Source organism: Streptomyces sp. NBC_00009, from assembly GCF_045040855.1.
GTDB lineage: Bacteria > Actinomycetota > Actinomycetes > Streptomycetales > Streptomycetaceae > Streptomyces > Streptomyces aureus.
Window position 1 is genome coordinate 6,688,957 of sequence record NZ_CP108312.1, and the last position, 21,159, is coordinate 6,710,115.

General features: G+C 70.1%; 22 protein-coding genes and 2 tRNA genes. 17 read left to right on the top strand and 7 right to left on the bottom strand.

Annotation, left to right across the window (positions count from 1 at the left end):
* Positions 1–12: 12 nt before the first annotated feature.
* Positions 13–534 (bottom strand): DsbA family protein, encoded by a 522-nt coding sequence (locus OHA58_RS30255; RefSeq protein ID WP_405482699.1) that lies wholly within the window; start codon positions 532–534, stop codon positions 13–15.
* 229 nt (positions 535–763) lie between these two features.
* Between OHA58_RS30255 and OHA58_RS30260 the strand changes: the two genes are divergently transcribed.
* Both OHA58_RS30260 and OHA58_RS30265 read left to right on the top strand, forming a co-directional pair.
* Positions 764–1,201 (top strand): hypothetical protein, encoded by a 438-nt coding sequence (locus OHA58_RS30260; RefSeq protein WP_405482700.1) that lies wholly within the window; start codon positions 764–766, stop codon positions 1,199–1,201.
* Positions 1,202–1,369: 168 nt separating this feature from the next.
* Positions 1,370–1,549, top strand: a complete 180-nt coding sequence (locus tag OHA58_RS30265; protein ID WP_405482702.1) for a hypothetical protein — start codon at positions 1,370–1,372, stop codon at positions 1,547–1,549.
* Positions 1,550–1,562: 13 nt separating this feature from the next.
* On the opposite strand, the gene OHA58_RS30270 is transcribed toward OHA58_RS30265, so the two are convergent.
* Positions 1,563–2,123, bottom strand: a complete 561-nt coding sequence (locus OHA58_RS30270) for a CGNR zinc finger domain-containing protein (protein WP_405482703.1) — start codon at positions 2,121–2,123, stop codon at positions 1,563–1,565.
* 254 nt (positions 2,124–2,377) lie between these two features.
* Positions 2,378–2,791 carry an SsgA family sporulation/cell division regulator gene (locus tag OHA58_RS30275; RefSeq protein ID WP_003959770.1) on the bottom strand — a complete coding sequence of 138 codons (414 nt, stop codon included), beginning with the start codon at positions 2,789–2,791 and terminating at the stop codon, positions 2,378–2,380.
* A gap of 190 nt (positions 2,792–2,981) precedes the next feature.
* Between OHA58_RS30275 and OHA58_RS30280 the strand changes: the two genes are divergently transcribed.
* The 4 genes from OHA58_RS30280 to OHA58_RS30295 all read left to right on the top strand — a co-directional run bounded on the left by OHA58_RS30280 (position 2,982) and on the right by OHA58_RS30295 (position 4,484).
* Complete coding sequence (locus tag OHA58_RS30280; RefSeq protein WP_405482705.1) at positions 2,982–3,428, top strand: TIGR02611 family protein; 447 nt, start codon at positions 2,982–2,984, stop codon at positions 3,426–3,428.
* Positions 3,429–3,513: 85 nt separating this feature from the next.
* Positions 3,514–3,585, top strand: a tRNA-Val gene (locus tag OHA58_RS30285).
* Positions 3,586–3,912: 327 nt separating this feature from the next.
* Positions 3,913–4,359 (top strand): SRPBCC family protein, encoded by a 447-nt coding sequence (locus OHA58_RS30290; RefSeq protein WP_405482706.1) that lies wholly within the window; start codon positions 3,913–3,915, stop codon positions 4,357–4,359.
* Between the two features lie 53 nt (positions 4,360–4,412).
* Positions 4,413–4,484 (top strand) — tRNA-Val (locus tag OHA58_RS30295).
* A gap of 75 nt (positions 4,485–4,559) precedes the next feature.
* On the opposite strand, the gene OHA58_RS30300 is transcribed toward OHA58_RS30295, so the two are convergent.
* Positions 4,560–5,285: a 3'-5' exonuclease gene (locus OHA58_RS30300; RefSeq protein WP_116503337.1), complete on the bottom strand. Its 726-nt coding sequence runs from the start codon at positions 5,283–5,285 to the stop codon at positions 4,560–4,562.
* A gap of 169 nt (positions 5,286–5,454) precedes the next feature.
* Between OHA58_RS30300 and OHA58_RS30305 the strand changes: the two genes are divergently transcribed.
* From OHA58_RS30305 to thrS, 3 genes are all read left to right on the top strand, one after another.
* Entirely contained in the window at positions 5,455–6,021 is a 567-nt protein-coding gene (locus OHA58_RS30305; protein WP_376257391.1) for a DUF4365 domain-containing protein, read from the top strand.
* Positions 6,022–6,081: 60 nt separating this feature from the next.
* Positions 6,082–7,299 (top strand): hypothetical protein, encoded by a 1,218-nt coding sequence (locus OHA58_RS30310; RefSeq protein ID WP_405482707.1) that lies wholly within the window; start codon positions 6,082–6,084, stop codon positions 7,297–7,299.
* A gap of 163 nt (positions 7,300–7,462) precedes the next feature.
* Positions 7,463–9,439, top strand: coding sequence for a threonine--tRNA ligase (gene thrS / locus OHA58_RS30315; RefSeq protein ID WP_405482708.1), 1,977 nt, complete (start codon positions 7,463–7,465; stop codon positions 9,437–9,439).
* Positions 9,440–9,470: 31 nt separating this feature from the next.
* Here the strand turns inward: thrS and OHA58_RS30320 are convergent, their stop codons facing one another.
* On the bottom strand, positions 9,471–10,139 hold the full coding sequence (locus OHA58_RS30320; RefSeq protein ID WP_405482710.1) for a potassium channel family protein: 669 nt from the start codon (positions 10,137–10,139) through the stop codon (positions 9,471–9,473).
* Between the two features lie 66 nt (positions 10,140–10,205).
* On the opposite strand from OHA58_RS30320, the gene OHA58_RS30325 reads away from it, so the two are divergent.
* Positions 10,206–10,772 carry an HIT domain-containing protein gene (locus OHA58_RS30325; protein WP_116503347.1) on the top strand — a complete coding sequence of 189 codons (567 nt, stop codon included), beginning with the start codon at positions 10,206–10,208 and terminating at the stop codon, positions 10,770–10,772.
* Between the two features lie 42 nt (positions 10,773–10,814).
* Here OHA58_RS30325 and OHA58_RS30330 read toward each other — a convergent pair whose 3' ends face one another.
* Positions 10,815–12,482 carry a hypothetical protein gene (locus tag OHA58_RS30330; protein WP_405482711.1) on the bottom strand — a complete coding sequence of 556 codons (1,668 nt, stop codon included), beginning with the start codon at positions 12,480–12,482 and terminating at the stop codon, positions 10,815–10,817.
* A 191-nt stretch (positions 12,483–12,673) separates the two neighbouring features.
* The gene (locus OHA58_RS30335; protein WP_405482712.1) at positions 12,674–14,881 is read right to left on the bottom strand and encodes an elongation factor G-like protein EF-G2; all 2,208 of its coding nucleotides are present in this window, start codon (positions 14,879–14,881) and stop codon (positions 12,674–12,676) included.
* 269 nt (positions 14,882–15,150) lie between these two features.
* Here OHA58_RS30335 and pgsA point away from each other — a divergent pair, with 269 nt between their 5' ends.
* The 7 genes from pgsA to OHA58_RS30370 all read left to right on the top strand — a co-directional run bounded on the left by pgsA (position 15,151) and on the right by OHA58_RS30370 (position 21,114).
* On the top strand, positions 15,151–15,825 hold the full coding sequence (pgsA, locus tag OHA58_RS30340; protein ID WP_405482714.1) for a phosphatidylinositol phosphate synthase: 675 nt from the start codon (positions 15,151–15,153) through the stop codon (positions 15,823–15,825).
* Positions 15,822–16,727, top strand: a complete 906-nt coding sequence (locus OHA58_RS30345) for a phosphatidylinositol mannoside acyltransferase (protein WP_405482716.1) — start codon at positions 15,822–15,824, stop codon at positions 16,725–16,727. Before pgsA ends, OHA58_RS30345 begins: the two co-directional genes overlap by 4 nt.
* Positions 16,724–17,932, top strand: a complete 1,209-nt coding sequence (locus tag OHA58_RS30350; RefSeq protein ID WP_405482718.1) for a glycosyltransferase family 4 protein — start codon at positions 16,724–16,726, stop codon at positions 17,930–17,932. The genes OHA58_RS30345 and OHA58_RS30350 overlap by 4 nt, the downstream gene beginning before the upstream one ends.
* Before the next feature lie 99 nt (positions 17,933–18,031).
* Positions 18,032–18,577 (top strand): hypothetical protein, encoded by a 546-nt coding sequence (locus OHA58_RS30355; protein ID WP_266566506.1) that lies wholly within the window; start codon positions 18,032–18,034, stop codon positions 18,575–18,577.
* A gap of 255 nt (positions 18,578–18,832) precedes the next feature.
* Positions 18,833–19,681 carry a pyridoxal 5'-phosphate synthase lyase subunit PdxS gene (gene pdxS / locus OHA58_RS30360; RefSeq protein WP_234374648.1) on the top strand — a complete coding sequence of 283 codons (849 nt, stop codon included), beginning with the start codon at positions 18,833–18,835 and terminating at the stop codon, positions 19,679–19,681.
* Positions 19,681–20,286, top strand: coding sequence for a pyridoxal 5'-phosphate synthase glutaminase subunit PdxT (gene pdxT, locus OHA58_RS30365; RefSeq protein ID WP_326713978.1), 606 nt, complete (start codon positions 19,681–19,683; stop codon positions 20,284–20,286). The genes pdxS and pdxT overlap by 1 nt, the downstream gene beginning before the upstream one ends.
* Before the next feature lie 75 nt (positions 20,287–20,361).
* Entirely contained in the window at positions 20,362–21,114 is a 753-nt protein-coding gene (locus OHA58_RS30370; RefSeq protein ID WP_266566512.1) for a YebC/PmpR family DNA-binding transcriptional regulator, read from the top strand.
* Positions 21,115–21,159: the final 45 nt, after the last annotated feature.

Sequence of the window (21,159 nt, forward strand, 5' to 3'; positions counted from 1 at the left end):
GCGGGCCCCTGACTACGAGCCGAGCAGCCGGTCGGCGATCTCCTCGACGCGCTCGCGCAGGCCGTCCTGGCTCTTGCCGCCGTCGAGCCGCTCACCGTCGATGACGTACGTGGGTGTGCCCGTGACGCCGATCGCCTTGCCCTCGGCCTGGTCCGCGTCGACGATCAGGATGTGCCGGCCGTCGATGAGTGCGGTGTCGAACTCCTCGGCGTCCAGGCCGAGTTCACGCGCGACCTCGACGAGGAACGGCTCGCCCTTGCGGTCGAGCTCCTCGACCCGGCCGAGCACCGCCTCCACGTACGGCCAGCCCTGCCCCTGCTCGAAGGCCTCCTCCGCGGCCTGCGCGCCGGCGAAGGCGTGCTTGTGCTTCTCCAGCGGGAAGTGCCGCAGACGCAGGTCGATGCGGTCGCCGTAGCGGGCCCGCAGCGCGCGCACGTCGTCGAGAGCGGTGCGGCAGTCGGGGCACTGGAGCTCGCACCAGACGTCGAGGACGGGGCGGCCCTGAGGGGCGGTGGCGGGAGAGGCGTCGTTCATGGGACCAGTCTTCCAGCCGGACGCCGGGGACCCCAACCGGCACCTGCGGCAGACCCCTGATCAGACCCTGGCAGGACCCCTGACAGGCCCCGGACCGGCACCTACGGAGGAGGCCGTACCCGGAAATGTCCCTGAGGTCGGGCTGGACCGTGGCCTCCGGACCCCGGGGCGGTGCACGATGGAGAGGACGGAATGCTCCGTCGCCCGCTGCCTGTGCCAGGAGGACCGGATGATTGCCGAGACCGTCTGTTCCGCCGTTTCCGTGGCCGGGCTGGGCATCGCCGCGGTCACCGCGTACCGGAAGCGTTTCCTCGCGGCCGCGCGCATAGCGGCGTATTCGCTGGTGCCGATCGGTCTGGTGATGACCGGCGCGGTCGGCTGGCTGGCGGACACCGCGTTCAGCCCGACGGCGTGGGCCGGCTTCGTCGTGCTCGGTGGCGCCTGGCTCCTGTTCATGGTGACCCGCGCGCTGGAGCGCCGCAGCGGTGGCACCCGTAAGGAGCGCAAGGCGGCGAAGGCCGCCGCCGAGACCCAGGTCGTTGCACCCGCAGCGTCCGCCCCCTCGCTGGGGCAGTCCGCCGGGCCCGCGGCGGCCCGCCCTGCCGCGAAGCCAGGCTCCGAGGACTTCAGTGACATCGAGGCGATTCTGAAGAAGCACGGGATCTGACCCGAGGAATCTCTCGGGCGGTCGGTCGACCCCGGTCAGAAAACGGAAGCCGCCGGACTCTTCCCGGTCGACCTCGTACCACCCACGTCACGGGATCCGGCGAACTCCCGCTTCTTTTGAGCGTGTTGATCGACTGCGGTGCACCGGCTGCGTCATCATCGCCGCGAGATGCTGGACACAACACAGGGCGGTTCCGCCCCGCAGGCCGACGAGCGACACGACGCCCTCACGGCCGACGAACGCCGAGGCTGCCTCTTCGCACTGTCACAGCCGCCCTTGATGATCTTTCTGGCGGTGATCGGCTGCCTGCTGCTCCTGGCTTCGCTGCACGATCTGTTCCTGCTGTGAGGCCCCGGGCGGGTCAGCCCGCCGCCTCCTTGCGGCGCGCCCGGTACGCCGCCACGTGCAAGCGGTTTCCACAGGTGCGGCTGTCGCAGTACCTGCGGGACCGGTTACGGGAGAGGTCCACGAAGGCCCGCCGGCAGTCCGGGGCCTCGCACCGCCGCAGCCGCTCCTGCTCCCCGGCGACCACGAAGAAGGCGAGCGCCATCCCGCAGTCGGCCGCCAGGTGGTCGGCCACGGACGCGCCGGGCGCGAAGTAGTGCACGTGCCAGTCGTAGCCGTCGTGGTCCGTCAGGCGCGGCGTGGTGCCCGCGGCGGCGACCAGCTCGTTGATGAGCGAGGCGGCGGCGTGCGGATCGGGTGCCGCGAACACGGCGGCGAACCGTCCCCTCACGCGCTGTACGCCGTCGAGGTCACGCTCCGTGAGCACCCCGACGTCACTGATGTCGTTCCTTCGTACGAATTCGCCCAGGGCTGCCACATCGGCCAGCCCGTCGACGGCCTGCTCGTCGTCCGGTGCGGTGTTCACCAGATCGACCACGGTGTCGAGGGCGCACCGGGTGTCGTGGGTGATCAGCACGATTTGCTCCCTGGCCTGGGGGTCGGGCCTGTGCCCGCCGATGCTGGCCGATGTTATAGGTCCGCCCGGCCGTGTGGCGCCTGGCCGCCGGCGCATGGACGCGCCGACGCCGCCACCGTGGGAGATCCCACGGTGGCGGCGTCGGTGTATGCCGTATGCAGTTGTTGTGGCTCGGTCCGTCTCCCCGAGTGGACGGCATCGAGCGGCTCTCGCGGTGCGTGACTCCGGCAGTGCACCGGCGTCGGCTCCAGGCCTTAGCTTTCGGCCAGGATGTGTGAGAGCTCCGTGTCGAGATCGAAGTGACGGTGTTCCGTGCCGGGTGGCACGGCCGCGTCGGTCCTCTTCAGGAACGACTCCAGGGCCCGCGCAGGGGCTTCGAGCAGAGCCTCGCCCTCCGGAGAGCTCAGAGCGATGCAGACGACACCCTGGCCGTGACTACGGGATGGCCAGACTCGGACGTCGCCGGTGCCGGTGGGCCGGTGCAGGCCCTCGGCGAGCAGATCGCGGGCGAACACCCACTCGACCGTCTCTTCTGCTCCGGTGTGGAAGGTGGCGTGCACGGCGTAGGGATCGGCCGTGTCATACCGCAGTCCTGCGGGTACAGGCAGTGAGGACTCGCTCGACACAACGAGGCGCAGGTGCAGCTCGCAGCTGACCGTGGTGTTCATAAGCGCCAGGGCCTTTCGCTCAGTGTGCGCTCGGGGATTCGCACGTCGGCGAAATCGACATGCCACCTACGGTGCCGTTGTAAACCCCTCTGAGTGTTTTGAGTGCCTTTAGGTAGCTCGGACGGCGGAGTGTTTCTCGGTCCGGAGCGTCCATTCCGGTGACGGGATTCCGTCGGGTAGGTTTGGTTGTATGAATACGGGGAGTGACGAGGCGGCCGAGTCTGAATCCGTGGCCGCGACGACGGGAGACGGGGCGAAGACGGAGCCGGCGCTCGGCTCGCGGGCGCCGGAGTTCATCAAGGCCCGCAGAGCCCTGCATCTGAGCTGGCAGGTCGGCGTCTTCGTGGCCGGGCTCGCGGTGGTGGTGGCGGGCGTGATCATGCTGCCGCTGCCGGGCCCGGGCTGGCTGGTGATCTTCGGTGGCATGGCGATCTGGGCGACCGAGTTCGTCTGGGCGCAGCTTGTGCTCCGCTGGACGAAGCGCAAGGTCACCGAGGCCACGCAGCGCGCGCTCGACCCCGCGGTGCGCCGGCGGAACATCATCCTGACGTCGGTCGGCGTGGTGATCATCGCGGTGCTCGTGGCGATCTACGTGTGGAAGTTCGGCTTCGAGATGCCGTGGAAGATCAAGGAGTGAGCGGGGTGGCCCGCGAGGGTCGCGCCGGGGGTGTCAGGGCTGGTCGGAGCACCTGCTGACATGCGGTAATGTTCTCTCTGCGCCCGGGCGATTAGCTCAGTGGGAGAGCGCTTCGTTCACACCGAAGAGGTCACTGGTTCGAACCCAGTATCGCCCACCCCGGACCGAGTGCCCCGGAGGCTTCAAGCCTCCGGGGCACTCGGCGTTTCCGCGTCCGGCCGTCATGATCCGCAAGCGCTTTCTGGCTGCGACGCGCTCCTGGTGTCCGGCGACCGGAACAGGAATCCCATAATCCGTACGGATGCCTGGGATATAAACCCCGCGGGGCCCCTTCGGCAATTCGACGGGCGGGCGAACCTGACCCCGTTTCAGAGTTCCCGGACTTCGCCAGGAATCCGGAAGTTCTGACGGTGAATCAATGACCGTCGCCATCACGCCAATTCACGTTCAGGTGAGTCACCGCGTAACGGGGAAGGCTCGCGCCATGGACTGGAACCACTACCGCTTCCGCAGTGTCTGGGACCTGCCCGAGGAGCCCGCGGATGTGTTCGCGGCCCTCGAGCGCGCCGAGGACTACCCCCTGTGGTGGCCCCAAGTGCGCGAGGCGACACCCCTCGACGAGCACCGCGGCACCGCCCGCTTCCGCTCGCTCCTCCCGTACGACCTGTTCGTGACGGCCACCGCCCTGCGCCGCGACACCGAGGCCGGGGTCCTGGAGATCACCGTGTCCGGCGACCTGGAGGGCTGGGTGCGGTGGACCGTGCGCGCGCATGAGGGCGGGACGCGCGCGCTGTACGAGCAGGAGGTGGAGGTGTGCAAACCCCTGTTGCGGCGGTTCGCCCTCGTCGGCAGGCCGGTGTTCCTCGTCAACCACGCGCTGATGATGCGGGGTGGGCGGCGCGGGCTCGTCGCGCATCTGCGGCGGCGCTGACCGAACCGGTTTGTTGGAAACCCGCCGGGGCCTGTATGGTTCAACCCGTTCCCGGGCGATTAGCTCAGTGGGAGAGCGCTTCGTTCACACCGAAGAGGTCACTGGTTCGAACCCAGTATCGCCCACCCGGAAGAAAGCCGGTCCGTCAGCAGACGGACCGGCTTTTCTGTGCCCTGGGCCCGAGCCCGTACGGGCAACTCTCAGGCGGCCTCCCGCAGTTCCGTGCGCATCGGCCACGCCGGATCCACCGTCTCCGGATTGCCGCTGCGTGCGAACCACGCCTGCAGCCCACGCGCCTGCGCGGCATGCCACACCGCCTGAAGGGTGTGCAGCTCGGCGGGGGACAGACGCTCCAGGCGGGACGCGAACCGGCGCCCCACGGCCCGTACGACATCCAGGGACGCCTGCGCGTCCGCGGCCGCGTCGTGCGCGCCCTCCAGCTCCACCTCGTAGTGCGCGCACAGGTCCGTCAGGGTGCGGCGGCCCTTGCGGTAGCGGTCCAGGTGTTTGTCGAGGACGCGCGGATCGAGGACGCACAGCGACGAGCTCTCCATGTAGCGGCCGAGCGCGGAGGCGCGATGTCGCCGCAACTCCCGGTCCAGGAGCGTCAGATCGAACGGCGCGTTCATCACCACGAGCGGGCGGCCCGCCGCGGCCTGCTCGCCCAGCAGCCGGGCTATCTCCTCCATGACGGGGGCCGGCCAGCGGCCGTTGCGCTGGAGGTGCTCGTCCGTCAGGCCGTGCACCTCCGTCGCCCCGGCCGGCACCGGTACCCCCGGATTCACGAGCCAGCGTGAGACACGCGGCCTGCTGCCCGCGGCGTCCTGCACCACGATCGCGGCCGACACGATGCGATCGCTCTCCACGTCCACGCCGGTGGTCTCGGTGTCGAAGGCGGCCAGAGGGCCCTCGTACCAGCACGTCATGTCAATGCAACTCCTCGTTCACGCCTGGCAGATGGCCCCTCGCTGCTGCCCGTTTCGGTGATACCCGGGCTGTTTGCGTCGTACGCCGACCGGAGACAACACAGATACGGGTCACGGCAGTTCAGCGGCCCGCCCAGGGGATTCACCCGTTTCGGAAGGCCAGTTGGACATGGCGCTCGCGCAGCCCGAACAGGGTGGGCTGCTGCCCGAGCGGATCGCACCGCCGCGCGGCACACTCGCCACCACCGCCTGCATGGAGACACTCCAGGTGGGCTATCTGCACGCCGTAGCGGCAGCCGCGGGCTGTTCGCTCTCTCAGCCGTTCCCTGACAACGGAATCGACTGGCACGTCAGCCACAGCGCCCCCGGGCACACGGTCGACGACGAGGTCACCATCAAGGTGCAGCTCAAGTGCACGTACCAGCTCCCGCCGAAGCCGCCGGGGCCGTCCTTCTCCTTCACGCTCGACAACGCACACCTGGAGAAGCTCGCCCGCACACCGGTGTCGGTGCACAAGATCCTGGTCGTGATGATCGTGCCGCGCTCGCAGGACGACTGGCTGCGGGCCGGACACGACCGGCTCGACCTGCGGCACTGCTGCTACTGGATCAACCTGGCCGGCCACCCCGTGACGGGAAGGCGCCGCACCACCGTGCGCATCCCGACCTCGCGGATCTTCGACGACCGCGCGCTCTGCGAGATCATGACGCGGATCGGGACGGGCGGGAGGCCCTGAAGGACGCGGGGCCCTGACAGGCGACGCGGGAGGCCCTGACGGACAGGGAGGGAGACCCTGATGCAGCACCGCCCGACCGATGAGCGCCTTCGCGCCCTGAACACCGTCCGATCCCACCCCGTCGACCTCGGAGGCTCCGGGCCGGAGCAGGTCGACCCGGTCGTGCTGAACGCACTGCTCGACCGGCACGGCTGGGAACGCCGCGGCGGCGCCACCGGGCGCTATGTGCGCTGGACGCTGCCCGGCGCCTCCGGGCGCACCAGCCTGCTCGTGCCGGAGACCCGCGCCTTTCCCGACAGCGATGACCTGCTCGGCGAGGCGCTCGAGGCCCTGGAGCGCAGCGGATCGCCCTCCGCGCGGGAGGTCCTCGTCTCGCTCGCCGTGCCGAGCGACGAGATCCGCTGGTGGCGCGATGTGCCGGTCGGGCCCGCGGGCAGCGCCGCGTGGCCGGTGGAGGAGCAACTGCGCGCCGCCGCCCGGCGGATGCTGCTGGCCGCCGCGCTCGCCGCCCGGGGCAGGGCCGGTTACTACGGCGCCCGCCACCGCAGGCCCGCCGCCGCTTCGCTGGAGACCGTCCTCGTCGGTGACGCTCCCGGCGGCCGCAGGCTCACCGCGTTCGTGCCCGTCGCCGCGGGCCGCGCGCTCGCCGTCCGGCTCCACCAGGCGCTGTACGCGGCCCGCGAGGCCATCGACTACCGGCGGGCCACCGGCGGCATGGACGCCTTCGACGGCGCGGTCGAGGCGGGGGTGAGCCACGAGCTCGTCGAAGCGCTCGTCGCTCTCGTCCGCGGTACGGAGGGAGCCCGGGTCGGCGTCGAGTGGTCACCGGCGGCCGGGGTGCCCGACGAGTGCACGGCCGGGGACGCGCCCGTCGAGTTCTCGCCCGGCGACCTGGCGGTGCTGCGGGAGGCGAGCGCCCGCTATCTGCAGTCCGAGCCGTCCATCGCCGTCCGGATCACCGGCACCGTCGTGCGCATGCGCAGATCGGGGCCGCGCGGAGAAGGGACGGTGCGGCTGCACGTCATGGGGGGCGCCGATGTGCCGCACGTTCGGATGACGCTGGACGAGGAGGCGTACCGGACGGCGGGGCACGCGCATCTCGTGGGGTTGCCGATCAGGGTGCACGGGCGGCTGGAGAGCCGGGGCGGCTTCCGGCGGCTGACCGGGGCCGGCGAGGTGGTGCCCGTACAGGTAGAGGAGGCCGAGCGGGACCGGCTGATGAAGTCGCTCCAGGAGAATCTGGACTTCTTCGAGGAGGCGTGCAGCGGGGACGACTGAGCTCCCGGGCTCGTGAGCAGGGGGTTCCCGGCGTGTGCACGGGGATCGCGGCGCGGGCCGCGTTGATGCCGTTTCGCGAGTCGGGCCCCGGGCTCGGTACGATCCCCTGTGTATTGCGCGCGTGGACAGATCATGGCGCGCCCCCTTCAGGCAGGAGAGTCCGGTGTCAGACGTCCGTGTGATCATCCAACGCGATTCCGAGCGGGAAGAGCGCGTGGTGACGACGGGCACTACGGCCGCCGAGCTCTTCGCCGGCGAGCGCACCATCGTCGCCGCCCGTGTGGCCGGCGAGCTGAAGGACCTCGCGTACGCCGTGCAGGACGGCGAGGAGGTCGAGCCCGTCGAGATCTCCTCCGAGGACGGCCTCAACATCCTGCGCCACTCCACCGCCCACGTGATGGCGCAGGCTGTGCAGGAGCTGTTCCCCGACGCCAAGCTGGGCATCGGCCCGCCGGTCAAGGACGGCTTCTACTACGACTTCGACGTGGAGAAGCCCTTCACGCCCGAGGATCTCAAGGCCATCGAGAAGAAGATGCAGGAGATCCAGAAGCGCGGGCAGCGCTTCTCGCGCCGCGTCGTCACCGACGAGGCCGCCCGCGAGGAGCTCGCCGACGAGCCGTACAAGCTGGAGCTCATCGGCATCAAGGGCGCCGCGTCCACCGACGACGGCGCGAACGTCGAGGTGGGCGGCGGCGAGCTGACCATCTACGACAACCTCGACGCCAAGACCGGTGACCTGTGCTGGAAGGACCTCTGCCGCGGTCCCCACCTGCCCACCACCCGCAACATCCCCGCGTTCAAGCTGATGCGGAACGCGGCCGCGTACTGGCGCGGCAGCGAGAAGAACCCGATGCTCCAGCGCATCTACGGCACCGCCTGGCCGTCGAAGGACGAGCTGAAGGCGCACCTGGAGTTCCTCGCCGAGGCCGAGAAGCGCGACCACCGCAAGCTGGGCAACGAGCTGGACCTGTTCTCCATCCCCGACCAGATCGGTTCCGGTCTGGCCGTCTTCCACCCCAAGGGCGGCATCGTCCGCCGGGTCATGGAGGACTACTCGCGCCGCCGGCACGAGGAGGAGGGCTACGAGTTCGTCTACACCCCGCACGCGACGAAGGGGAAGCTCTTCGAGACCTCGGGCCACCTGGACTGGTACGCCGACGGCATGTACCCGCCCATGCAGCTCGACGAGGGCGTGGACTACTACCTCAAGCCCATGAACTGCCCGATGCACAACCTGATCTTCGATGCGCGCGGGCGTTCCTACCGTGAACTGCCGCTGCGCCTCTTCGAGTTCGGCACCGTGTACCGGTACGAGAAGTCGGGCGTCGTGCACGGCCTCACCCGCGCCCGCGGCTTCACGCAGGACGACGCGCACATCTACTGCACCAAGGAGCAGATGGCGGAGGAGCTCGACAAGACGCTCACCTTCGTCCTCGGGCTGCTGCGCGACTACGGCCTGACCGACTTCTACCTGGAGCTGTCCACCAAGGACCCCGAGAAGTTCGTCGGCTCCGACGAGATCTGGGAAGAGGCCACCGAGACGCTGCGCCAGGTCGCCGAGAAGCAGGGCCTCCCGCTGGTCCCGGACCCGGGCGGCGCCGCGTTCTACGGCCCGAAGATCTCCGTCCAGGCGAAGGACGCCATCGGCCGCACCTGGCAGATGTCGACCGTGCAGCTCGACTTCAACCTGCCGGAGCGCTTCAACCTGGAGTACACCGGCCCCGACGGCACCAAGCAGCGCCCGGTCATGATCCACCGTGCGCTGTTCGGCTCCATCGAGCGGTTCTTCGCGGTGCTCCTCGAGCACTACGCGGGTGCCTTCCCGGCCTGGCTCGCGCCGGTGCAGGCGGTCGGCATCCCGATCGGCGACGCGCACATCCCGTACCTCGAGGAGTTCGCGGCCAAGGCGAAGAAGAAGGGGCTGCGCGTCGACGTGGACTCTTCGTCGGACCGTATGCAGAAGAAGATCAGGAACGCGCAGAAGCAGAAGGTTCCGTTCATGATCATCGCGGGCGACGAGGACATGGCGGCCGGCGCCGTCTCCTTCCGCTACCGCGACGGCTCGCAGGAGAACGGCATCCCCGTCGACGAGGCGATCGAGAAGATCGTCAAGGTCGTCGAGGAGCGCGTGCAGGTCTGACGCCCGCCGCTGACGGCAGCGACGTACGACATCAAGGGGCCCCCGGGAAGTTTCCCGGGGGCCTCTCGTCGCCGTCGCGCCTGAACACCTGGAACATCCAGGACGAGAACGAGCCCGTGATCGCTCCGAGCAGCGCCAGACCGCACGTCATCAGCGCCGCCGCCACCAGACGCCCGAGCGGGGTCACCGGGACCACGTCCCCGTATCCGACGGTGGACAGCGTCGAGCAGGCCCACCACACGGAGTCCCCGAAGGTACGGATCGTGGCGTGCGGCTGCCCGCGTTCGACCTGGTACATGGCCAGCGACGCCGCGAATCCGAGCAGCGAGGCGGACATCCCGGCGTAGGTCGCCACGCGCGCGTGCAGGCTGAGCCGCGGTTCTTCGTGCCGCCGCCGCACGGCGTCGTAGGTCCGCACGACCTGCAGTGGGCGCAGCAGCGGCAGCACCACGACCACCGCGTCCAGCCAGTGGTGGCGCACGAACGAGAGCCCCTTGCCGCTGTGGCGCCATCGGACGGCGAAGTCCAGCGCGAAGACGGCCCAGGCGGCGGAGGTCACTGCGAGACACGCGTCGCGCACCGCCTCCGGAAGCCCGTGCCCCAGGACTCTGACCGCGTACGACGCGAGAAACAGCAGGGCCGCCAGCGACAGCGGGGTCTCCATCCGGTGCTCCCACGGCGTGCGCCGTCTCTCGTCCATCGGTCAAGGATCGCGGGCGGGGACCGGGACCTGCCCCGCCGACACGCTCCGAACGGGCGAAGCCATATGCTGCATCTCATGACGAGTGAGCCGGAGCAGCACACGGGGCCGGTGGGTGAGCCGGACGGGTTCGGGCGCCTTTGGACGCCGCACCGGATGGCCTACATCCAGGGGGAGAACAAGCCGACCGGACCGGGAGCCGACGACGGCTGTCCGTTCTGCGCCGCACCCGGCATGACCGACGAGGAAGCGCTGATCGTGGCGCGCGGCGCGAGCGTCTACGCGATCCTCAACCTCTATCCGTACAACGGCGGCCACTTGATGGTGCTGCCGTACCGGCACGTCGCCGACTACACGGATCTGGACGACGGCGAGACCGCCGAGCTGGCCCTCTTCACCAAGCGCGCGATGGCCGCGCTGCGCACCGCGTCCGGGGCGCACGGCTTCAACATCGGCATGAACCAGGGCGCGGTGGCGGGGGCCGGCATCGCCGCGCACCTGCACCAGCACATCGTTCCGCGCTGGGGCGGCGACACCAACTTCATGCCCGTCGTGGGTCACACCAAGGTGCTGCCGCAGCTGCTCGGCGACACCAGGACCGCGCTGGCCAAGGCCTGGCCGGACGCCGACTAGCTGAGCCTGGCCGGCCGGGCCCGTCCGCCCGGCCGCGCCCCGCTACGCGTCGTACACGTCGGCGTTCGCCGGCGTCGGGGCCTGGACCAGGTTGCTGAGGAACGACGACCGTGTTCCGAACTTCTCCGTGTCCACGCCGTTCTCCTCAAGCACCTTGATCGCCGCCGCATGCACCACGCGCAGGACCGGGGTGGCCGTGCGCAGCGCGTCGTCCGCCATGAAGCGGTGGCGCCACGGCTTGTCCGCCCACGCGTGCCGCAGCCCGAAGGGCTCGGGCAGGATCAGCTTGCCGCCTATGAAGTCCAGGAGCGGCGGATACCAGGTGAAGGGCGCGCGCACCGCGAGGCGGACCACCTCGTCGGGCTCGATGAGAGGGAGCTTCTTCTCCACCGTCTCCCAGAACTTGACGGCCTTGGCGACTTCCTTCACCTTCGGCTCGGGCTTCGTCGTGAACAGGGAGTGCACCGGGCCGAGCGCATGGCCCGTGATCTCGATGCGCAGCGTCTCGTGCAGCACCGTCACCGTGATCAACATCGTGATCACCAACTGGCCGTCCCAGAGCGTGAACTGCACGCCCAGGTAGTGGCGGTCGCCGCTACCGAACTGCTGCTCGTTGCAGATCCGCTGTATCTCGTGGTTCTTGATCTGGAAGGCCTCGACGTCGGTGCCGCTGGTGCGGGCCACCTTCTTCGCGTTCTCCCCGATCGGCGAGACGATCCAGTGCTTGATCGACGGCGTCGGGAACCCGCCCGTGTGCAGCGGGCCGCGCTCCAGGAGCCGCAGCTTGTCGTGGACCGCCCGTATGACGTCCCAACTGCGGAACGGGTGGATCTCCGCGCCCTCGTCGCGGGGAATCAGCTCCTCGGCGAGCTGCCAGCTGCCCCAGCGGGTGCCCATGCCGAGGATGCCCTTGGGGCCCGCGTAGAACACGGCGTTCGACTGCTGCTCCGCGGTCAGCTTGGCGAGGCTCTGGCGCAGCCGCTCGGCGGCCGTCTCGCCCGGGCTGCCGGGCACCGCCTCCGGGATCTTGGCGCCGATGCCGCCGCCCGCGAGCAGGCTGTCCCAGCGCTCCCGCATGTCCTGTGCCGTGCGCTCGCAGATCTGCCGGGCCCACAGCCAGCCGACCACGGGCGCCACGATCGCCGCCCGCAGATACCAGGCCCAGAAGCCCGTGAACGGCAGCCGGACCATGAAGATCACGGCGACGGCCGCGACCGCCACCATCAGCGCCGTGAACAGCGCGGCCATGCGCTTGTTCTCGTGGCCGGCGATCATGCGGCGGATCTGGAAGACGAGCAGCCACACGATCAGGCCGGGCAGGAAGAGCAGGCCGCACAGCGCCATCACGGCCGTCAGCCAGCTGTCGCGCTGCTTACGGATCCGGTTCGCCGCGAGACAGTGCTCGACGACGACCTGTGGCTCGGTGCCGAAGGACTGGATGAGCGGCTTGCGGGCACCGCCGAGCAGCCGGCCCTGGACGGCCCGCGAGAACGCCTCGCCCAGATTCGGCGCCGCCAGCGACCAAAGGCCCTTCTTCACATCGGACTTGTGCCACTCGCTGTTGGCGGCGAGCAGATCGTCCACCTTCGCGTCCCGGTACGCCGCCGAAGCGAGGGCGTACGTGGCCGCGGTCTGGCCCGCGGAGCCGTGCAACGGCACCTGCGCTCCGGGCCTGAAGTCGAATACGTCGTCCGCCACTGCCGCCCCCATCGCCGCGCGCCTTCGCTCCTGCGGCTTTCCCGACTTCCTTGCCCCGCACACCTGTTGATCAGGTCATCGGCTTGATCAGGTCATCAGCGTATCCGGGCGCACCGACATCCGTCAGGGGACGGCCGAAGCCGCCCGCCCGGAAGGGGACCGGGGGGGCGGCCACGGCTGTCGGGTGGCCGAGGGACGGTCAACTACGAGACGTCCTGCGCCTGTTCGCGCATTCTGTCGCCCAACTGCGAAGGCATCGGCTCGTGCCGCGCGTACGCTCGGCTGAACCGCCCCGTGCCGTGCGACAGCGACCGCAGGTCCACCGCGTACCGGCCGATCTCGATCTCCGGGATCTCGGCCCGTACGAGCGTGCGAGATCCCGGCGCCTGTTCCGTGCCGACCACGCGGCCGCGCCGCCCCGACAGGTCGCTCATCACCGCTCCCACGTAGTCGTCCGCGACGAGCACCTGCACTTCGGCCACCGGCTCCAGGAGATGGATCTTCGCCTCCGCCGCCGCCTCCCGCAGCGCCAGCGCGCCGGCCGTCTGGAACGCCGCGTCGGAGGAGTCCACCGAGTGCGACTTGCCGTCGAGCAGCGTGATCCGCACGTCGATGAGGGGATAGCCCGCGGCCACGCCCTTCGCGGCCTGTGCCCGTAGGCCCTTCTCCACGGACGGGATGAACTGCCGCGGCACCGCGCCGCCGACGACCTTGTCCACGAACTCGATGCCGGAGCCGTTCGGCAGCGGCTCCACCTCGATCTCGCAGATCGCGAACTGTCCGTGCCCGCCGGACTGCTTCACATGGCGCCCGCGGCCCGCCGACCTGTCGGCGAACGTCTCCCTGAGCGAGACCTTGTGCGGGACGACGTCCACCTGGACGCCGTACCGGTTGCGCAGCCGCTCCAGGGCGACGTCCGCATGCGCCTCACCGAGGCACCACAGGACGACCTGGTGCGTGGCCTGGTTCTGTTCGAGCCGCATCGTCGGGTCCTCGGCGACCAGCCGGGACAGGCCCTGCGAGAGCTTGTCCTCGTCCGGCTTGCTGTGTGCCTGGATCGCCAGCGGAAGCAGTGGGTCCGGCATGTCCCACGGCTCCATGAGGAGCGGGTCGTCCTTGGCGGAGAGGGTGTCGCCGGTCTCCGCCCTGCCGAGCTTGGCCACGCACGCCATGTCACCGGCGATGCAGTGGGAGAGCACGCGCTGCTGTTTCCCGAAGGGCGACGAGAGGGCGCCGATGCGTTCGTCGACGTCGTGGTCCTCGTGGCCGCGGTCGGCGAGGCCGTGCCCCGACACATGCACCGTGTCGTCGGGTCGCAGGGTTCCGGAGAAGACCCGTACCAGCGAGATCCGGCCCACGTACGGATCGGACGCCGTCTTCACGACCTCGGCGACCAGGGGGCCGTCCGGATCGCAGACGTTCACCGTGCGCGCGTCGCCCGACGGGGTGGTGACCACGGGGGCCGCGCGCTCCAGGGGGGTGGGGAAGCCACCCGTGATGAGTTCGAGCAGCTCGACCGTGCCGATGCCCTGGCGGGCGCCCGGAGCCGCGGGGGCCGCGGCGAGCACCGGGTGGAAGACACCGCGCGCGACGGCCCGCTCCAGGTCCCCGACCAGCGTCTTGTAGTCGATCTCCTCGCCGCTCACATAGCGGTCCATGAGGGTCTCGTCCTCGCTCTCGGCGATGATCCCCTCGATCAGACGGTTGCGTGCCTCCTCGATGAGCGGCAGCTGATCGGGGTCCGGCTCGGACTCCTTGCGCTCGCCCGACGCATAGTCGAACACGCGCTGCGACAGGAGGCCGACGAGGCCGGTGACCGGCGCGTGCCCGTCGGGCCCGGGCTCGCCGTGCAGGGGCAGGTAGAGCGGGATGACCGCGTCCGGGTCGTCACCGCCGAAGAACGTCTCACAGGTCTGCGTCATCTGTTCGAAGTCGGAACGCGCCGCCTCCAGATGCGTGACCACGATGGCGCGCGGCATGCCGACCGCCGCGCACTCCTCCCACACCATGCGCGTCGCGCCCGCCATGGTCTCGGGCCCGTCGGACGCCGAGACGACGAAGAGGGCCGCGTCCGCTGCCCGCAGACCGGCCCTCAGCTCCCCGACGAAATCCGCGTATCCGGGGGTGTCCAGAAGGTTGATCTTGTACCCGTCCCATTCGAGGGGCACGAGGGAGAGCTGCACCGACCGCTGCTGCCGGTGCTCGATCTCGTCGTAGTCGGAAACGGCGGTCCCGTCCTCCACCCGGCCCGCCCTGTTCACCGCCCCCGCGGTCAGCGCGAGAGCCTCCACCAACGTCGTCTTGCCCGATCCGCTGTGGCCGACCAGCACCACATTCCTCACGGACGCGGGGTGGTCGGCCGCCGTAGCCCTGCCGGCGGCTCCGGTGTGCGTGTTCGCCTTGTCGCCCATGCCTTGCCTCCCGGTTACTTGCACGGTGAGGTGGCACCCCTGCTGAAGAGGGGGTCCCATTGGGCGCGGACACGTGGGACCCGCGATGGCGGCTCCGACGACGCCCGCGGTGTCTTCGAGCTTTCCACTCGCGTCACGGTGCGTCCATACGTCGTACGTGATCCCCCGGGGCGCGCGGGTGCCCGTAGGTCGTCCACGCGCGCGCGTGACTACGATGGGCCAGCCGGTGGCCAGAAGGGCCGCGCGGCCATCCGACCCTCGGGAAGGCCATGCTGAACAAGTACGCGCGTGCATTCTTCACGCGTGTCCTCACACCGTTCGCCGCGTTTCTCATCCGTCGCGGGGTCAGCCCCGACGCGGTCACGCTCCTCGGTACGGCCGGGGTCGTGGCGGGCGCGCTGGTCTTCTTCCCCCGCGGGGAGTTCTTCTGGGGCACGATCGTCATCACGCTGTTCGTGTTCTCGGACCTCGTGGACGGCAACATGGCGCGCCAGCTCGGCCGCACCAGCCGCTGGGGCGCGTTCCTCGACTCCACGCTCGACCGCGTCGCGGACGGCGCGATCTTCGGCGGCCTCGCCCTCTGGTACGCGGGATCCGGCGACGACAACATGCTGTGCGCCGTCTCCATCTTCTGCCTCGCCAGCGGCCAGGTCGTGTCGTACACCAAGGCCCGCGGTGAGGCCATCGGCCTGCCCGTCGCGGTCAACGGCCTGGTCGAGCGCGCCGAGCGGCTCGTGGTCACCCTCGTCGCCGCCGGCCTCGCGGGGCTGCACAAGTTCGGTGTGCCCGGCATCCAGGTCCTGCTGCCGATCGCCCTGTGGGCCGTCGCCGCGGGCAGCCTCGTGACGCTGATCCAGCGGATGGTGACCGTCCGCAGGGAGTCGGCCGAGGCCGACGCGGAGGCCGCCGCCGAGGCCTCCCAGGAGAGTGGGACCGCATCGTGAGCAACACGCGCGAACGACTCGTCGACGCCCTCTACGGAGCGGGCTGGAGCACGGTCAAGAAGCTCCCCGAGCCCGTCGCGGTCCGCCTGGGCCGGACCATCGCCGACCTCACGTGGAGGCGGCGCGGCAAGAGTGTCCTGCGCCTGGAGTCCAACCTCGCGCGCGTGGTGCCCGACGCCTCCCCGGAGCGCCTTAAGCAGCTCTCCAAGGCGGGCATGCGCTCGTACCTGCGGTACTGGATGGAGTCGTTCCGGCTGCCGTCCTGGAGCGCGGACCGGGTCAGGAACGGCTTCGACATCGGCGACGCCCACCACCTCACCGACGGCCTCGCCTCCGACAAGGGCGTCATCCTCGCCCTGCCCCACCTGGGCAACTGGGACCTCGCGGGCGCCTGGGTCACCACCGAGCTGGAGACCCCGTTCACGACGGTCGCCGAGCGCCTCAAGCCCGAGACCCTCTACGACCGCTTCGTGGCCTACCGCGAGAGCCTCGGCATGGAGGTCCTGCCGCACGAAGGCGGATCCGCCTTCGGCACGCTCGCACGCCGGCTGCGCGCCGGCGGCCTGGTCTGCCTGGTCGCCGACCGCGATCTGTCCGAGTCCGGCGTCGAGGTGAAGTTCTTCGGCGACACCGCGCGCATGCCCGCGGGTCCGGCGATACTCGCCCAGCAGACCGGCGCCCTGCTCCTCCCGGTCACCCTCTGGTACGACGAGTCGCCCGTCATGCGCGGACGCGTCCACGCCCCCATCGAGGTGCCCGAGACAGGTACCCGCGCCGAAAAGACGTCTGTCATGACGCAGGCGCTGGCCGACGCCTTCGCCACAGGGATCGCCGACCACCCGGAGGACTGGCACATGCTGCAGCGCTTGTGGCTCGCTGACCTCGAGGAGCGCCGACCGTGAAGATCGGCATCGTCTGCCCGTACTCCTGGGACGTGCCGGGCGGCGTCCAGTTCCACATCCGCGACCTCGCGGAGCACCTCATCGCTCTGGGGCACGAGGTGTCCGTCCTCGCCCCGGCCGACGACGAGACCCCGCTGCCGCCCTACGTCGTCTCGGCGGGCCGTGCCGTCCCCGTGCCCTACAACGGCTCGGTCGCCCGGCTCAACTTCGGCTTCCTGAGCGCCGCGCGCGTGCGGCGCTGGCTGCACGACGGCACGTTCGACGTGATCCACATCCATGAGCCGGCCTCGCCTTCGCTGGGGCTGCTCTCCTGCTGGGCCGCGCAGGGCCCGATCGTCGCCACGTTCCACACGTCGAACCCGCGGTCCCGCGCCATGATCGCCGCGTATCCGATCCTCCAGCCCGCCCTGGAGAAGATCAGCGCGCGGATCGCGGTGAGCGAGTACGCGCGCCGCACGCTCGTGGAGCACCTCGGCGGGGACGCGGTCGTCATCCCGAACGGCGTCGACGTGGACTTCTTCGCCCGCGCCGAGCCCAAGGCCGAGTGGCAGTCAGAAGGGGCGCGTAGCTCGGTTGAGGGCGGTGGTGGGAGACGGGAGGGCGGCACCCTCGGCTTCATCGGGCGCATCGACGAGCCCCGCAAGGGTCTTCCCGTACTGATGAAGGCCCTGCCGAGGATCCTGGCCGAGCGGCCCGGGACCCGGCTGCTCGTGGCCGGACGCGGTGACGAGGAGGAGGCCGTCGAGAGCCTGCCCGCCAAGATGCGCGAACAGGTCGTGTTCCTCGGCATGGTCAGCGACGAGGACAAGGCCCGGCTGCTGCGCAGCGTCGACGTGTACGTGGCCCCCAACACCGGCGGCGAGAGCTTCGGCATCATCCTGGTCGAGGCCATGTCGGCGGGCGCGCCCGTCCTGGCCTCGGATCTCGACGCGTTCGCCCAGGTCCTCGACCAGGGCGGCGCGGGGGAGCTGTTCGCCAACGAGGACGCGAACGCTCTGGCGGACTCGGCCGTCCGGCTCCTGGGAGACGCCGGCCGGCGCGAGGAGCTGCGGGAGCGCGGCAGCAAGCACGTGCGGCGCTTCGACTGGTCGACCGTGGGGGCGGACATCCTGTCCGTGTACGAGACGGTGACCACCGGCGCAGCGGCCGTGGCCACCGACGAACGCAGCGGACTGCGGGCACGGTTCGGGCTCGCCCGCGACTGACGGGACGTATCGGCGCGCCACGCGCACAAACCGGTACGTCCCTCCCGTCCCGCACGCGGCTGATCGCCGGTGCGGTGCACGGCTGTAGCCTTTGCGCCCGTGACCTCCACTTTGATCTGGATCGCGGTCTTCCTCATCGCGGTCGGCCTCTACCTGAGCTGGACAGCGGGCCGTCTCGACCGGCTGCACGCCCGGATCGACGCGGCCCGTGCCGCCCTCGACGCCCAACTGCTGCGCCGCGCCTCGGTGGCACAGGAGCTGGCCACCTCCGGAGTGCTCGACCCCGCCGCCTCGATCGTCCTGTACGAGGCCGCGCACGCGGCACGGCAGGCCGAGGAGGACCACCGTGAGGTCGCCGAGAGCGAGCTGAGCCAGGCGCTGCGGGCCGTGTTCGGCGAGGCCGGGCAGATGGAGGCGGTGCGCGCCGCCCCGGGCGGCCCCGACGCGGCCGAGGAGCTCGCTCAGGCCGTCCGCAGGGTGCCGATGGCCCGGCGCTTCCACAACGACGCCGTACGGGCCGCACGAGCCCTGCGCAGGCACCGCACGGTGCGCTGGTTCCGGCTCGCGGGCCACGCGCCGTTCCCCCTGGCCTTCGAGATGGACGACGAGCCGCCCGTCGCGCTCGCCGACCGGCCCACCACATAAGTACTCGCCGACCGGCCTACCGCATAAGGGCAAACCGGAGATAAGGGGCCGACCGGCCCACTGCGTAACACGGTGGTGACCAGGCGCGTTCGCGAAGAATGAGCCACCGGTCGGACATTGGCCCTTGATGTGGACTGATCGCGGGGCGTTTCCTCTGTGGAGTAGCAATCCCCCTTTTTCCACCGAGCGAGGTCACCCGTGTCCAGCACCCACCAGTCCGTCGAAACCACCGGCACCGCGCGCGTGAAGCGCGGCATGGCCGAGCAGCTCAAGGGCGGCGTGATCATGGACGTCGTCAACGCCGAGCAGGCGAAGATCGCCGAGGACGCCGGCGCGGTGGCCGTCATGGCGCTCGAGCGGGTGCCGGCCGACATCCGCAAGGACGGCGGTGTGGCCCGGATGTCCGACCCGAACATGATCGAAGAGATCATCGAGGCCGTCTCCATCCCGGTCATGGCCAAGTCCCGCATCGGTCACTTCGTCGAGGCCCAGGTCCTGCAGTCGCTCGGCGTCGACTACATCGACGAGTCCGAGGTGCTGACCCCGGCCGACGAGGTCAACCACAGCGACAAGTTCGCGTTCACGACCCCCTTCGTGTGCGGTGCCACCAACCTGGGCGAGGCCCTGCGCCGCATCGCCGAGGGCGCGGCCATGATCCGCTCGAAGGGCGAGGCCGGCACGGGCAACGTCGTCGAGGCCGTCCGCCACCTGCGCCAGATCAAGAACGAGATCGCCAAGCTGCGCGGCTTCGACAACAACGAGCTGTACGCCGCCGCCAAGGAGCTGCGCGCCCCCTACGAGCTCGTCAAGGAGGTCTCCGAGCTCGGCAAGCTGCCGGTGGTGCTGTTCTCCGCCGGTGGTGTCGCCACGCCCGCTGACGCCGCCCTGATGCGTCAGCTCGGCGCCGAGGGTGTCTTCGTCGGCTCCGGCATCTTCAAGTCCGGCGACCCCGCCAAGCGCGCCGCCGCCATCGTGAAGGCCACCACCTTCTACGACGACCCCAAGATCATCGCGGACGCCTCCCGCAACCTGGGCGAGGCCATGGTCGGCATCAACTGCGACACCCTCCCCGAGACCGAGCGCTACGCGAACCGGGGCTGGTAATGACCTCTCCCGTAGTGGGCGTCCTCGCGCTCCAGGGCGACGTACGGGAGCACCTCGTCGCCCTGGCCACGGCGGACGCCGTGGCCAGGCCCGTGCGGCGGCCCGAGGAACTCGCCGAGGTGGACGGCATCGTCCTGCCCGGCGGGGAGTCGACCACCATCTCCAAGCTGGCCGTCCTGTTCGGGCTCATGGAGCCCCTTCGCGCGCGCGTGCGTGAAGGCATGCCGGTGTACGGCACCTGCGCGGGCATGATCCTTCTCGCCGACAAGATCCTCGACCCGCGTTCGGGCCAGGAGACGGTCGGCGGGATCGACATGATCGTGCGCCGCAACGCCTTCGGACGCCAGAACGAGTCCTTCGAGGCGGCGGTCGACGTGCGCGGCGTGGAGGGCGACCCCGTGGAGGGCGTCTTCATCCGCGCCCCCTGGGTCGAGTCGGTGGGCGCCCGTGCCGAGGTACTCGCGGAGTACGACGGGCACATAGTCGCTGTACGGCAGGAAAACGCCCTCGCCACGTCCTTCCACCCCGAGCTGACCGGCGACCACAGGATGCACGCACTGTTCGTCGACATGGTGCGGGCGAAGCTGGTGGCCGGGTCCTTGTAGGATCTCGGGGGGTCCCCCGACCCTTGAGGCCAGGGGGAGTTCGTACTGGGTTGGTTACGCGAAGGAGACAGGCAGATGTCCGGCCACTCTAAATGGGCTACGACGAAGCACAAGAAGGCCGTGATCGACGCCAAGCGCGGCAAGCTCTTCGCGAAGATGATCAAGAACATCGAGGTCGCTGCCCGCACGGGTGGCTCCGACGTGTCCGGCAACCCGACGCTCTTCGACGCCATCCAGAAGGCCAAGAAGAGCTCGGTCCCTAACAAGAACATCGACTCCGCGGTCAAGCGCGGCGCCGGCCTCGAGGCCGGTGGCGCCGACTACGAGACGATCATGTACGAGGGCTACGGTCCCAACGGCGTCGCGGTGCTCATCGAGTGCCTCACCGACAACCGCAACCGTGCCGCGTCCGACGTGCGTGTCGCCATGACCCGCAACGGCGGCAACATGGCCGACCCCGGCTCCGTCTCGTACCTGTTCAACCGCAAGGGTGTCGTGATCGTCCCCAAGGGTGAGCTGTCCGAGGACGACGTCCTCGGTGCCGTGCTCGACGCGGGTGCCGAAGAGGTCAACGACCTCGGTGAGTCCTTCGAGGTGCTCAGCGAGGCCACCGACCTGGTCGCGGTGCGCACCGCGCTCCAGGAGGCCGGCATCGACTACGACTCGGCCGACGCCAACTTCGTCCCGACCATGCAGGTCGAGCTGGACGAGGAGGGCGCCCGCAAGATCTTCAAGCTCATCGACGCGCTCGAGGACAGCGACGACGTGCAGAACGTCTTCGCCAACTTCGACGTGAGCGACGAGGTCATGGAGAAGGTCGACGCCTGACACGCAGGCAGCGCACGGGCCGACGGGAACACACCCGTCGGCCCG